Origin of the sequence: Microbacterium sp. MYb72, from assembly GCF_002979415.1 — a bacterium.
GTDB classification, from domain to species: domain Bacteria; phylum Actinomycetota; class Actinomycetes; order Actinomycetales; family Microbacteriaceae; genus Microbacterium; species Microbacterium natoriense.
Genome location: NZ_PCOT01000004.1, coordinates 48,239 through 60,316, shown reverse-complemented (window position 1 = coordinate 60,316; position 12,078 = coordinate 48,239). Strand labels below are relative to the sequence as shown.

The window sequence follows — 12,078 nt, the reverse complement described above, 5'->3', positions numbered from 1 at the left end:
ACATGGGCACGCTGCTGATTCGCCCGCCCGGCCACCGCAGAGACGTCGCGCTTCGCCCGGCGGCCACGGCCATGGTCTGGATCGGCGAGGGCCACCCGCACGAGATGATCGCGGTGCCGGGCGTGGCCCTCGGCGACCGCGACGCGCTGATCGCGGTCGAGATGTCGACGATCTGCGGGTCCGACGTGCACACCGTGCAGGGGCGCCGCTCGGCGCCCACCCCTCTCGTGCTCGGGCACGAGAGCGTCGGCCGTGTGATCGCGCTCGGGGATGCCGGGGCGCTCGCCGTCGACGGCACACCGCTGCGCATCGGCGACCGGGTCGTCTGGTCGGTCACGGTGTCGTGCGGAACGTGCGACCGCTGCCTCGCCGGCCTCACGCAGAAGTGCCGGTCGCTGGGCAAGTACGGCCACGACCGGATCGGGGCGCACGGAGACCTCACGGGCGCATTCGGCAGCCACGTGCAGCTCCGAGAGGGCACGGCCATCGCGCGCGTGCCGGAGACGCTGCCGGCGTCGGTGCTGGCGCCGGCAGCGTGCGCGACCGCCACCGCCTGGGCCGCCGTCGCCCGCGCTCGCCGCAGCCTCGATGGGGCGACCGTGCGGATCCACGGCGCGGGACTCGTCGGACTCTCCGCCGCGGCCATCGCCGCGGAGCAGGGAGCGCTCGTCGAGGTGCGCGACCCGAATCCGCAGCGCCAGGAGCTGGCCACGGCCTTCGGTGCGACGACCATCGACCGTGACCCGGAGGTCGTGATCGAGGCCTCAGGGCATGGGGTCGCCGAGGCGATCGACGGGGTCGCCGTCGGCGGCGTCGTCGTGCTCGTGGGCAGCGTGTTCCCCGCAGAACCTGTTCCCCTCGACGCCGAGAGCATCGTCCGCAGGCTCGTCACGATCGCCGGGGTGCACAACTACACGGGCGCGGAGCTCGCCGAGACGGTCGCCTTCCTCTCCGGGCGGGGCCGTGCCTATCCGTTCGCGGATGCGGTGGGCGAGATCCGTCCGCTGGGCGAGCTCGACGAGGCGCTGGCCGCGGCATCCGCTCCCGGCGCCCCGCTGCGGATCGGACTCGTGCCGGGCTGACGCCGGCACCCGGTCGTCGAGCGAGCGGAGCGAGCCCGGACGGGTTCCCGGGGCGCGCGGCCGCGGGGCGCGCCTCACCCGGTCGTTGAGCGAGCGGAGCGAGTCGAAACGGTTCCCGGGGCGCGCGGCTCAGGGCCCCGCCCCTAGGCTGGAGGGGTGCAGCAGCCAGCGTCGTCCCGCCCTCTCGTCGGCGTCGCCCTCGTCGTCGGCTCCTGCGCCTCACTGCCGTTCGGGGCGGCCGTCGCGGCGCAGCTGTTCCCGAAGCTCGGGCCCTGGGGCGTCACGTCGCTCCGGGTCGCGATCGCCGCGCTCCTGCTGCTCGTCATCGTGCGTCCGCGCCCGCGCAGCTGGAGCCGACAGCAGTGGATCGCCGCCGTCCTGTTCGGTGTGTCGCTGGCGGCGATGAACGGCTTCTTCTACGCCGCGATCGACCGCATCCCCCTGGGGCCCGCCGTCGCGATCGAGTTCCTCGGACCGCTCGTGCTGGCGGCGGTGCTCACCCGGAGGCTCGCCGACGCCGTGTGGGTCGGCATCGCCCTCGTCGGCATGGCGCTGCTCGGGGTCGACGGCATGGTCGGCGCCGAGCCCCTCGACCCGCTCGGGGTCGTGTTCATCCTCATCGCCGCCGGTTTCTGGGCCATGTACATCCGCATGAGCGCCCGTGTCGGCGCGTTGATCCCCGGGACCAGCGGACTGTCGATCGGTCTCGTCGTCGCGGCCGTGCTGTTGCTCCCGGTCGGAGTCCCGACGTCCCTCGTGGTGGCGGGGGAGCCGGATCTGCTCGTGCTCGCCGCGATCACCGCCGTGCTTTCGTCGGTGATCCCGTACACGTTCGAGCTGGCGGCGCTGCGGCGGCTGCCTCAGCGCGTGTTCGGCATCCTGCTCAGCCTCGAGCCCGCGTTCGCGACCCTCGCCGGCTGGCTGGTGCTCGGACAGGACGCGACCGTGCTGCGGATGCTCGCGGTGGGCCTCGTGATCGCGGCCAGCGTCGGCACCACCCTCGGCGTGCGCAGGGATCGGCGCCCCGACGGGCCGTTCACGGCGCCGATCCCTCTTCCCGACTGAGTCAGACCCGCGCGGGAGCCGCCTCCGGAAGCGGGTACCGCCGGCGCAGCACGACGCGCTGCACGAGGGTCCACGCCACCGTGACCGTCAGGTAGAGCGCCGCCGCGAGCGGGACGAACACCGCGAACACCGCGGTGAGGTAGTGCATCGCACTCATGATTCGCAGCATCCCGGGGGAGGACAGCGGAGAGTCGTCGACCGGCGTGGGGCGGAACACCCTCCGGGTGATGTCGGCGATCACGATCATGATGGCGATGAGCACGCCATACACCAGCAGGGTGGGGAGCTGGAACGGCCCCGTGGCGAGCATGTGCAGCAGGCTCGTGCCCAGCGGTGCGCCGAACAGGTCGTGCTCGAGCAGGGCGTTGGGGTGCCCGGCGATCTCCGGCCGCAGGAACAGCGTGTAGAGGATGCCGACGACGGGCGCCTGAGCGAGCACGGGGAGCATGCCCGCGAAGGGGGAGGTGTTCTCGGAGCGGTACAGCTCCAGCATCTCCTTCTGCAGCCGCTCCGGGTTCTTCTTGTGCTTCTGCTGCAGGGCGCGCAGCCGCGGTGCGAGGCGTGCTCTGGTCTGCTCGGCCTTCGCCTGGGAGATCCCGACAGGGATCAGCAGGGCGCGCACCAGCAGGGTGACGAGCACGACCGCGAGGGCGGCCGCGGATGCTCCGGCGAGAGGGGTGAGGATGGTCGAGAGTCCGGCGAGGCCGCCGTAGGCCACGTCGAGCAGCCAGGTCAGGGGAGGGAAGGCGAAGATGTCCAAGAGGGGTCCGTTCGTGTGCGGGAAGGGTCGGCGAAGACCGCGCAGTCCCGTACGAGAGACGGACTACGCGGCGACGGCGACTCCCGGCGCACGAGGGCGCGGGTGGCCTGCGGCATCCGGATCGCTCTGACTCAGCAGCGCGCCGATGTCGATGGCGCGCAGCGGGTGCGGGGCATCGGCATCCGGAGCGGGCCCGACGGTCAGGGCGAGGGCGATGGTGAGGGCGGCCAGCGCGACCAGGGCGATCGCGAGACCGAGCGCTGCGGCATCGGGCATGGACACGAGGCCGAGGGCGGTCGCGACGAAGCCCAGCATCTGGCTGATCCACTCGCTCATGCGCGCCCCTCTCCGAGCCGAGAGTATCACCGCGCGCGGGGAACGGTCACACTCCGCCACGGCTGTGCGCTGCGGGCGTAACGTCGAAGCATGAGCCTCTTCGACGTCGCGCATCCGATCGTCCTCGGCCCGTTCGGCGGGCTGTCGTCCGTACCGCTCACGGCCGCCGTCAGCGAGGCGGGAGGACTCGGATCGTACGGGCTGTACGGCTACGACGCCGACAGGATCCGTGCCACGATCGCGGCGATACGGAACGCGACGGCCCAGCCGTTCGCCGTGAACATATGGCTGCCGACGGGCGACGAGGTCGAGCCGAACGCGCAGCACGCGATCTTCGCACAGGCCCTCGCGCCCTTCTACGAGGCCGTCGGCGTCGACGTGCCTCCGCGCCCCGCGCAGTACCTGCCGTCGCTGGAGGAGCAGACGGATGCGATCCTCGCGGCCGCTCCCGCGGTGCTCAGCGTCGTCTTCGGGGTACCTTCAGCCGAGCTGGTCGACGACGCGCATCGCCGTGGCATCCGCGTGGTGGGCACGGCGACCACCGTCGGTGAGGCGGTGGCGCTCGCCGGGTCCGGGGTGGACGCGATCGTCGCGACCGGGGCGGAGGCCGCGGGGCACCGAGTGTCGTTTCTGCGGCCTGCCGAGGAATCGCTCGTCGGACTCTTCTCCCTGCTCCCGCAGGTCGTGGATGCCGTCCACGTGCCCGTGATCGCGGCAGGCGGCATCGCCGACCGTCGCGGCGTCGCCGCCGCCTTCGCGCTGGGCGCCTCCGGGGTGCAGGTCGGCACGGCGTTCCTGGCGACGGAGGAATCGGCGGTGACCGATGCCCATCGCGATGCGATCCGCGCGACGGCGGCCGACGAGACCGTGCTGACCAGGGCGATGAGCGGTCGCCTCGCTCGCGGGGCGCGCAACAGGGCGGTGAGGGCGATCGAGGCGAGCGGCACGATCGCGCCGTTCCCGATGCAGAACTGGCTCACCGGGCGGTTCCGCGCCGCCGCGGGGGAGCAGAACCTCGGGGAGCTCCAGTCGCTCTGGATGGGGCAGTCCGCCCCGCTCGCGCGCTACGCCACGGCATCCGAGGCGTTCGCCGAACTCGTGGCGGGAGTCCCGGCGCGCTGAGGCGCGTGAGGCGCGTGAGGCGCGTGAGGCGCGTGCGAGCGAGCGGGGCGTGGGCGCGTCAGGCGCGTGCGAGCGAGGAGTCAGGAACGGTCGGGTGTGGGTGCCGTGAGGGCACGTTTTCCGACCTCTCACATTTGGCAGGGGGTGAGGGGCCGAGAACGGTCAGGTGCGCGCCATCGAAGGCGGCGGTTTCTGACCCCTCGCGCCTTGACGACGCGCGCGCGGAGGCGGGCGGGCTAGAGGATGACGGTCGAGCGGCCGTGCACGATGACGCGGTCCTCGGCGTGCCACTGCACAGCACGGGCGAGGACGAGGCGCTCGACGTCGGCGCCGCGGCTCTGCAGCTCGGAGGCCGACTCGGAGTGCGTCACCCGGGTCACGTCCTGCTCGATGATCGGGCCCTCGTCGAGGTCGGCGGTCGCATAGTGCGCGGTCGCGCCGATGAGCTTGACGCCGCGGTCCTTGGCCCTGGCATAGGGGTTCGCGCCGATGAACGCCGGCAGGAACGAGTGGTGGATGTTGATCACCGGGGCGCCGAGGCGCTCGATGAAGTCGTCGGTGAGGATCTGCATGTACCGGGCCAGGACGACGAGGTCGACGTTGCCGCGCAGCAGCTCCAGCTGCCGCTCTTCCATGAGCTGCTTGTCACCCGAGGGGATGTGCACGAACGGCACGCCGAAAGAGCGGACCGACTCCGCGAGGTCGGGGTGGTTCGACACGACCATCGTGATGTCGATGTCGAGCTGGCCGCGCTGCGTGCGCCACAGCAGCTCCATGAGGCAGTGGTCGTACTTCGAGACGAAGATCGCAACGCGCTTGCGGCGAGCGGTGTCGTGCAGCGACCACTCCATGCCGAACCGTTCGGCGACCTTCTCGAGGTCCGCTTCGAGGGCGGTCCTGGCGGCGGAGAGCCCGGGCAGGTGGATGACGGTGCGCTGGAAGAATCGTCCGCCTTCGGAGTCCGTGGAGTGCTGGTCGAGGGAGATGATGTTGGCCCCGTGCTCCGCGAGCACGCCGGCGACGGCGGCGACGATGCCGGGCTGGTCGTCGCAGGCGATGAGCAGGCGGGCGGTATCTGGCTGAGACATGGGGGCTCCTCGAGGGTGTGCAACGATTCTGCCGTGGATGCGACGACCGGGCGAATCGGCTCCTAACCTGGAGGCGTGGACACTGCCGCACAGCTGCTCGATGACGCTCGAAGCGCCCTCTCCGGCGCGCCGAAGGAGGGGCTCGGCGAGGAGCGCGAGTCGCGCTGGCGAGGGCACCGCATCGTGAGGGTCGGCGAGGCCTGGCACCTCGGCGTGCTGCTGCTCACCGAGTCGCACGCGCTCGCGACGGCCGAGGTGCTGCGGGCTGCGGAGCTCGGGCGTCGGGGGTTCACCGCCGAGTCGGCGCGCGATCGGGCGGAGCGGCGGGCGCTGGCCCTGCGCGGCGGATTCGGCGAGGGCGACGTCGCGCACGTCGGCTGGACCGTGATCGACGTGGATGCCGTGGATGCCGGCGGTGCGTCGGGTCCGCTGGCGTCGATCGACGGCGTGCCGTCCGTGCGGTGGAGCGCGGCGGGCGGGTTCATGCCTCTGGAGGCGTACCTTCGCGAGCGCGTGGAGCTGCTGCGTGAGGCGGGTCGCTGAGCGGAGTCCGCGGTTCTGTCTGAGGCGATCGTGGCACCGGAGCAGGGCCCAGCGCCGGTTGCTCAGGCGAAGTGCTCGGCGAATCGGCGGAGCAGTGCCGCGCCCTCGGTGACGGATGCCGCGAGCACCTGGCCCTGCACGAGATCGAACTCGTCCGGGTCGAAGTAGCCGGTGGTGCGGTAGAACGTCATCCGGTCGGCGAAGTCGCGCGGGGTGGGTTCCGGGTGGAACTGCGCCGTATACAGGTGGGCGCCGACCCGGTACGCCTGCACGGGGCAGGTTGCGTTCGTGGCGAGCAGCACGGCGCCCTCGGGGACGGCGACGGCGCTCTCCTTGTGCGCGGTGAACACCGTGAGAGCCGGCGCGCTCGGACCGAAGATCGGGTCGACGTCGCCCTCGGGCGTGGTCTCGATGACGGTGGCGCTCGCCGACTCCGGGGTGTCGTTCGCGACTTCTCCGCCGAGCATCCGTGTGACCACGCCGATGCTGAAGCAGGTGAAGAACGCCGCGATCCCGCCGTCGATGGAGTGCTGGGCGAGGCGTTCGAGATCGGCTTCGACCCGACGTTGCAGCAGCGACTTCGCGGCGTCGCTCACGTTGAACGGGGAGCCTCCGATGACGACGCCGCGGTAGCGGGCGAGGCGCGTGAGGTCGAGCGGCTCGTCGAGGAGGTTGAGGCGGTCGACCACGTCGACCCCGAGGGCGCGCCGGAAGGATGCGTGTTCGGCATCCGCCGCCCCGGTCTCCGGGCGCACGCAGACGTAGAGAAGCGAGGCCATTCGGAGATTCTACTGAGCGCGGGCTCAGCGCGACGAGTTGGCGGTGCGGCCTCGAACGATGCCGACGAAGGTATCGACGTCGGCGGTTGTGCGATCGCGGGGCCAGGCGAGAGCGACCGTCGAGATCGGGCCGTCGGTGAGGATGCGGTAGTCGACGTCCTTGCGGTGGTGCAGTCGGGCGATGGACATCGGCACCACCACGATGCCGACTCCGGAGGCCGCGGTCTCGATCGCGTTCTCGGCGGAGAGCGGCGCGAACGAGGCGAGAGTCGTACCGGGTAGGTCGAGCTGGCTGAGGGCGTCGTCGAGCAGGGGGATCACGACCTCGCCATCGAGGTCGGACGAGGTCAGCTCGTCAGCGGCGAGGAGATGCGAGTCGATTGCGGCGACCACGACGGGCAGCTCGTCGTACAGCGTGATGACGTGAAGAGCATCATCGGTGAGCGGCAGTCGCACCAGCGCCGCGTCGACCTCGTCGATCGCGGACTTCTGGGTGGACACCGTGATCGGCACGAGCTCGAGCGGAACCTTGGGCATCCGGTCTTTCCATGCATCGATCCATTTGCCCGGGGTCGCGCCGGCGACGGCGCCGAGGCGGAACGTGCGTGCCTCCTCGATCGTGGGGTCCTGCGCGTCGAACACCACCGGAGAGGTCTTCTTCGGGGGCTTGCGCGGAGGATAGCGTTCAGCCGGAGCCGCCTTGTTCTTGCGTACGGGCCCGGCCGGGCCGCGGGGACGCGAGGGGCGCCGCGGTTGTTTCGCCATCAGACCAGGGTATCCCCGGACTAGGGGGTTCGGGATGCCGCACGTCGTTGAACGCGGCGGATCAAACCGATCGCGCCGAGGAGGAGGACCAGCCCGCCCGCGACCAGCAGAGCGAAGGATGTCACGGTCATCGGTGTGAGATCGAGCATCCATCCCGCGATCCCTTCACGCCGTGCATCGTCGGCGAGGAGGAAGATCGCGTTGCCCGCGATCACGGCGAACAGCGTTCCCCAGATGATGGCCGCCCAGCGTGTACGCGCAGGGGCCGGGGCGGATGCCGCTGCCATCGCAGCGGCGGGGGAGGGATCCACCGTGGCGGTCGCGGCCGCGGGAGGCTCCAGCGCCACGGTCGGCGCGGGCGGTGCCGTGTAGTCGTCGGTGCTCATCGTTCTTCCTCTGCGGGTTCATGGATCGTGACGGTGATGCTGCCCGATCGCTGGGTGATGGTCACAGGCTGGATGGTGGTGACCGAGCCTCGGTCCGCGACGACGCTGGTGTTCAGCGTCTGTGAACCGTGCCGATCGGCGGACGTCCAGATGCCGCTGTCGACCACCGTGCCGGTCTCGTCGTCGATGCGCACCCACTCGACGGGGAGCGCGCCGACCGTGGCCTTCAGATCAAGCCGGACCCCGGCTTCGAGGTCGATCTGCGTCGAGCCCGAGCCCTTGTTCACCACGAGCGGTCGGGGGCCGTCGTCATGGGGCATGAGCGTCATGTAGAGGTCGCCGAAGGGCTGATTGATCGTCTGAGCGGCGACATTCGAGATTCCCCGCGATCCGAAAGCGAGGTCTGAGAACGACGCGACGCTCCCGGTGATCAGACCCGCGACGAGTGTGAGCGCTGTCACGAAGGCGAGGAAGCCGCTGCGTCGGCGCCAGGCGCCGGCGACGATCATCCCGATGGCGAGCATCAGCGCCGCCGAGAGGAGACCGATCGCTCCTGCCGCTTCGCCGAGCCCGCTCTGCAGGGTGAACAGCGTGACGCCGGAACCGGCGACGATCGCCAGCCCGATGACAGCGGCGACGTAGGCGAAGCTCGCTCGAGGATTCGATGCCCTGCGTACGCGTCGGCGCTCAGCGGCCTCTGTGGCGAAGACCGCCGCCTCAGCCTGACGTTCTCTGCGCAGCTGGTCGCGCACGGCACGCTCGGCATCCTGCTGCTGGCGTCTCCAGGCCTGGTCCTGTTCCTTCCACGCAGCATGCTGAGCTCGCCACGCCGCGAGGGATTCGGGGTCGTTCGCCACCGGTGCGCCCGGAGGCTCCGGACGATCCGGGGCGGCGGTGGGCGGCGCGAGGTTTGTGGGAGTGGCGCCCGTCCCCTCAGCGGTACCCGAGTCGCTGAGGGTGACGGGCGCGCCCGGGGCGGCGGGATCTGCGGAAGCCATCGGCAGATCCGGCGCCGCGGCACCCGGGGTGCGGCTTGCGGCACGCACGATGAGGAAGAGCAGTCCGGCGACGATCACGAGTCCGACGAGCCAGCTGATCAGCGAGAGCGCAGACCATCCGGCATAGCCGAGACCGAAGACGGTTCCGGTGATGGGGGCGGTGGGGATGAGCCCGATGACGGCCATCGCGAGGATGCCGATCTGGACGGGCTGGTAGTCGCCCCGCAGCAGATCGCGGGTGTGGATGCGTCCGTCCGAGTCAGGCAGGAGCGCCCACGCCAGTGCGTAGAGGAAGATCACCGGCAATCCGAAGAGGGCGGCGACGACGAGCACGCCGCGCACGATCAGCGGATCGATGCGCAGGCGGACGGCGATGCCCGCGGCGACGCCGCCGAGCCACCCATCGGTCCGGGCGATGCCGAGGCCGGATACCCAGAGGAAGAATCGATCGGTGCTGTGAGGAGGGGCGGTGCGCGAACCGGCGGCCGTTCCCGTCCAGGAGTCCGAGGCCGGGGGAGTCGCGGCGGGAGAGGGATCAGGGGCGGCGTCAGAGGGAAGAGCCTCTGCAGCCTCGTCGTCGGTCTCCGCTGCCGCAGGTGGCGGCTCTGTGGGAATCGTCATGCATCGATCTTCTCGACATCGGATGCCGGGTTCCATGGGGTGAACCCCTGAGCGGACCCTGATTGTCGTCGGCTGAAGGCTCGGATCCTCGTCGCGGATGATTGGATGTCGTCATGTCCTCTTCGGCCGCGTCTGCACGACCTCCCCAGGTCTCCGCGCCCGCGCGCCCTCCGCTGGTGCGCGATCGCGAGTGCGTCGTCGCCGGTGTGAGCACCGGAGTGGCCAGGCATCTCAGTGCGCCGTTGTGGACGGTGCGCGCGTTGTTCGTCGTCCTGCTGCTGTCCGGTGGGGCCGGCCTGCTCCTCTACCTCTGGTTCTGGGCGTTCATGCCGTGGGCCGAGGGTGAGCAGACTCCGACCAGGCGAGCGCCTGTGGCCTGGATGCTCCTCGCCCCGGCGGCCGTCGGCGTGATCGTCGTGCTCTCGTGGAGCGTCGGTGGTATCTGGCTCGGCGGGGTGTCCGCCGGTGAGGCCGCGGTGGTGGTCACCGCGACGACCTCGCTCGCTGCGGGCGCAGGGCTGTGGGCGACGCTGTTCGACCGCACCGACGCGGACCGCGGACCGCGGCATACTCTGATCGTCAGAGCACTGGCGGTCCTGCTCCTCGCGCTCCTCTTCGCCCTTCTGCTCATGCGGCCCGCAGGTGAGGCCAGCGTCGCCCTCGTGCTGCTGCCGCTCGCCGGTCTGCTCGCCGTGCTGTCGTCGACGCTCATCCATCGGTGGAAGGAGCTGACCGGCGAACGCGTGCGCCGCATCCGCGAGGAGCAGCGCAGCGAGATGGCTGCGCACCTGCACGACTCGGTGCTGCAGACGCTCGCGTTGATCCAGAACAGGGCAGGAGCGTCGAGTGAGGCGGCGCGGCTCGCCCGAGCGCAGGAGCGGGAGCTTCGAGCGTGGTTGTACGACGGCGATGCCCCGGCGGACAGCGATCTGCCCACCGATCTGAGGGACTACGCGGGGGCCCTCGAACTCGACTTCCCGGTGCGGATCGACGTCGTGTCGGCGGGCCTCTCCGCCGAACGCGCGAGCGGAGGGCTCGCCGCCGCGGCGCGGGAGGCGATGCTGAACGCTGCCAGGCACGCCGGCGGGGAGATCTCCGTCTACATCGAGGGCAGCGCGGCGGGGGTGGATGTGTTCATCAGAGATCGTGGCGCAGGGTTCGCTCTCGACGAGGTGCCGAGCGATCGCCTCGGGGTGCGCGAGTCGATCGTCGGACGCATGCGCCGGTACGGCGGCACCGGAACCGTACGCAGCGACGACAAGGGCACCGAGATCCATCTGCACCTCCCGACCCCAGGAGAGAACCGTGGCTGAGGCCATCCGCGTCGTGATCGTCGACGACCACTCGATCTTCCGATCCGGTCTCCGCGCAGATCTCGATGCGACGGTCGACGTGGTCGGAGAAGCAGCCGACGTCCCGTCGGCGATCGCCGTCATCCGCGAGACCGGCCCCGACGTCGTGCTGCTCGACGTTCATCTCCCCGGGGGTGGGGGTACGGATGCGACCGGCGGCGAGGAGGTGATCCGAGGCTCCACGCCGACGACCGCCCGCTTCCTCGCGCTGAGCGTGTCGGATGCCGCGGAAGACGTGGTTCGCGTGATCCGTGCCGGAGCTCGGGGGTACATCACCAAAGGCTCGTCCGGCGTCGAGGTGAGCAGTGCCGTGCGCGCAGTGGCAGACGGGGACGCCGTGTTCTCGCCTCGGCTCGCGGGTTTCGTGCTCGACGCGTTCGGTGCCGTCGCAGGGGAGACAGCCACCGCGCAGGATGAACTCGACAGGCTGTCGTCACGCGAGCAGGAGGTCATGCGACTGATCGCGCGAGGCTATGCCTACAAGGAGGTCGCGTCCGAGCTGTTCATCTCGATCAAGACGGTCGAGACGCATGTGTCCGCGGTGCTTCGCAAACTCCAGCTGTCATCACGACATGAGCTGACGGTCTGGGCATCGGAGCGGAGATTGCTCTGACGCATGCCGTCACGCACCTCGGAGCGGAGATTGCTCTTACCCACGCACACCGTAACGCACCTCGGAACGCAGATTGCTCTGACGCACGCACACCGTCACGCACCCCGCGGCGGTGGCTGAGCCCGCTCAGGCCGCGAGCCAGAGGCCCTTCGGGTCCGTCGCAACGGTGAGACCGGCGGCGACGGTCTCGTCGTCGCCGATACGCGCTCCGCGCACGATGCGTGCACCAGCGCCGATCTCGGTACGGACGCCCACATGCGCCCCATCGCCGATCGCAGCGCCCTGACCGATGTGCGCGTGCGCATCGATGTGCGCGTTGTCGCCGATCACGGCATCCGCGTCGACCCACGCTCCGCGCGCGATCGTCGCCCCGGCGCCGACGCGCGCGCCGGGTTCGATATAGGCGCCGGCCTCGATGTGCGCCTTGGGATGCACCTTCGCGCCATGCGCGACGAGACCTCGGCCGTTGGCGTGCTTACGGTAGCGCAGCGTCCCGCCCTGGTCGTTCTCGATGTCGACGTAGTTCTTGCCCACGATTCCTCCCGTGTCCGGAGTTCTCCGGATATAG

The 12,078-nt window shown here is 70.7% G+C and carries 14 protein-coding genes; 6 read left to right on the top strand and 8 right to left on the bottom strand.

Annotated elements, in window-relative coordinates; translation table 11 throughout:
• The first annotated feature begins 2 nt into the window (after positions 1–2).
• Together CQ047_RS03220 and CQ047_RS03215 are read left to right on the top strand one after the other, a co-directional pair.
• Entirely contained in the window at positions 3–1,082 is a 1,080-nt protein-coding gene (locus tag CQ047_RS03220; RefSeq protein ID WP_105672845.1) for an alcohol dehydrogenase catalytic domain-containing protein, read from the top strand.
• 156 nt (positions 1,083–1,238) lie between these two features.
• Positions 1,239–2,147, top strand: coding sequence for a DMT family transporter (locus CQ047_RS03215; protein ID WP_105672844.1), 909 nt, complete (start codon positions 1,239–1,241; stop codon positions 2,145–2,147).
• A 1-nt stretch (position 2,148) separates the two neighbouring features.
• Here the strand turns inward: CQ047_RS03215 and CQ047_RS03210 are convergent, their stop codons facing one another.
• Both CQ047_RS03210 and CQ047_RS03205 read right to left on the bottom strand, forming a co-directional pair.
• On the bottom strand, positions 2,149–2,907 hold the full coding sequence (locus CQ047_RS03210) for a membrane protein insertase YidC (RefSeq protein WP_105672843.1): 759 nt from the start codon (positions 2,905–2,907) through the stop codon (positions 2,149–2,151).
• Positions 2,908–2,970: 63 nt separating this feature from the next.
• Positions 2,971–3,243 carry a DUF6412 domain-containing protein gene (locus CQ047_RS03205; protein ID WP_105672842.1) on the bottom strand — a complete coding sequence of 91 codons (273 nt, stop codon included), beginning with the start codon at positions 3,241–3,243 and terminating at the stop codon, positions 2,971–2,973.
• Positions 3,244–3,333: 90 nt separating this feature from the next.
• Here CQ047_RS03205 and CQ047_RS03200 point away from each other — a divergent pair, with 90 nt between their 5' ends.
• The gene (locus tag CQ047_RS03200; protein WP_105672841.1) at positions 3,334–4,365 is read left to right on the top strand and encodes a nitronate monooxygenase family protein; all 1,032 of its coding nucleotides are present in this window, start codon (positions 3,334–3,336) and stop codon (positions 4,363–4,365) included.
• A gap of 236 nt (positions 4,366–4,601) precedes the next feature.
• On the opposite strand, the gene purU is transcribed toward CQ047_RS03200, so the two are convergent.
• Entirely contained in the window at positions 4,602–5,453 is an 852-nt protein-coding gene (gene purU / locus CQ047_RS03195; protein WP_105672840.1) for a formyltetrahydrofolate deformylase, read from the bottom strand.
• A 75-nt stretch (positions 5,454–5,528) separates the two neighbouring features.
• On the opposite strand from purU, the gene CQ047_RS03190 reads away from it, so the two are divergent.
• Positions 5,529–5,996 carry a glutaminase gene (locus tag CQ047_RS03190; RefSeq protein WP_105672839.1) on the top strand — a complete coding sequence of 156 codons (468 nt, stop codon included), beginning with the start codon at positions 5,529–5,531 and terminating at the stop codon, positions 5,994–5,996.
• Positions 5,997–6,058: 62 nt separating this feature from the next.
• Here CQ047_RS03190 and CQ047_RS03185 read toward each other — a convergent pair whose 3' ends face one another.
• The 4 genes from CQ047_RS03185 to CQ047_RS03170 are packed head-to-tail and all read right to left on the bottom strand — an operon-like array spanning position 6,059 to position 9,545.
• Positions 6,059–6,775, bottom strand: coding sequence for a GMP synthase (locus CQ047_RS03185; protein WP_105672838.1), 717 nt, complete (start codon positions 6,773–6,775; stop codon positions 6,059–6,061).
• Between the two features lie 24 nt (positions 6,776–6,799).
• Positions 6,800–7,540: a LysR substrate-binding domain-containing protein gene (locus CQ047_RS03180; protein ID WP_105672837.1), complete on the bottom strand. Its 741-nt coding sequence runs from the start codon at positions 7,538–7,540 to the stop codon at positions 6,800–6,802.
• A 20-nt stretch (positions 7,541–7,560) separates the two neighbouring features.
• Positions 7,561–7,926, bottom strand: a complete 366-nt coding sequence (locus tag CQ047_RS03175; RefSeq protein ID WP_258132458.1) for a hypothetical protein — start codon at positions 7,924–7,926, stop codon at positions 7,561–7,563.
• Complete coding sequence (locus CQ047_RS03170; RefSeq protein WP_181155819.1) at positions 7,923–9,545, bottom strand: PspC domain-containing protein; 1,623 nt, start codon at positions 9,543–9,545, stop codon at positions 7,923–7,925. Before CQ047_RS03170 ends, CQ047_RS03175 begins: the two co-directional genes overlap by 4 nt.
• A 113-nt stretch (positions 9,546–9,658) precedes the next feature.
• Here CQ047_RS03170 and CQ047_RS03165 point away from each other — a divergent pair, with 113 nt between their 5' ends.
• A complete protein-coding gene (locus CQ047_RS03165; protein ID WP_105672835.1) occupies positions 9,659–10,858 on the top strand; it encodes an ATP-binding protein in 1,200 nt (399 codons plus the stop codon).
• Positions 10,851–11,510 (top strand): response regulator transcription factor, encoded by a 660-nt coding sequence (locus tag CQ047_RS03160; protein ID WP_105672834.1) that lies wholly within the window; start codon positions 10,851–10,853, stop codon positions 11,508–11,510. Before CQ047_RS03165 ends, CQ047_RS03160 begins: the two co-directional genes overlap by 8 nt.
• A gap of 126 nt (positions 11,511–11,636) precedes the next feature.
• Here the strand turns inward: CQ047_RS03160 and CQ047_RS03155 are convergent, their stop codons facing one another.
• Positions 11,637–12,044, bottom strand: coding sequence for a DapH/DapD/GlmU-related protein (locus CQ047_RS03155; RefSeq protein WP_105672833.1), 408 nt, complete (start codon positions 12,042–12,044; stop codon positions 11,637–11,639).
• Positions 12,045–12,078 lie beyond the last annotated feature (34 nt).

What these genes read in the sequence shown, in the direction of transcription:
- CQ047_RS03220 (WP_105672845.1), top strand. Translation starts at nt 3, where the DNA reads ATGGGCACGCTGCTGATTCGCCCGCCCGGCCACCGCAGAGACGTCGCG.
- CQ047_RS03205 (WP_105672842.1), bottom strand. Translation starts at nt 3,243, where the DNA reads ATGAGCGAGTGGATCAGCCAGATGCTGGGCTTCGTCGCGACCGCCCTC.
- CQ047_RS03200 (WP_105672841.1), top strand. Translation starts at nt 3,334, where the DNA reads ATGAGCCTCTTCGACGTCGCGCATCCGATCGTCCTCGGCCCGTTCGGC.
- purU (WP_105672840.1), bottom strand. Translation starts at nt 5,453, where the DNA reads ATGTCTCAGCCAGATACCGCCCGCCTGCTCATCGCCTGCGACGACCAG.
- CQ047_RS03185 (WP_105672838.1), bottom strand. Translation starts at nt 6,775, where the DNA reads ATGGCCTCGCTTCTCTACGTCTGCGTGCGCCCGGAGACCGGGGCGGCG.
- CQ047_RS03180 (WP_105672837.1), bottom strand. Translation starts at nt 7,540, where the DNA reads ATGGCGAAACAACCGCGGCGCCCCTCGCGTCCCCGCGGCCCGGCCGGG.
- CQ047_RS03175 (WP_258132458.1), bottom strand. Translation starts at nt 7,926, where the DNA reads ATGAGCACCGACGACTACACGGCACCGCCCGCGCCGACCGTGGCGCTG.
- CQ047_RS03170 (WP_181155819.1), bottom strand. Translation starts at nt 9,545, where the DNA reads ATGACGATTCCCACAGAGCCGCCACCTGCGGCAGCGGAGACCGACGAC.
- CQ047_RS03165 (WP_105672835.1), top strand. Translation starts at nt 9,659, where the DNA reads ATGTCCTCTTCGGCCGCGTCTGCACGACCTCCCCAGGTCTCCGCGCCC.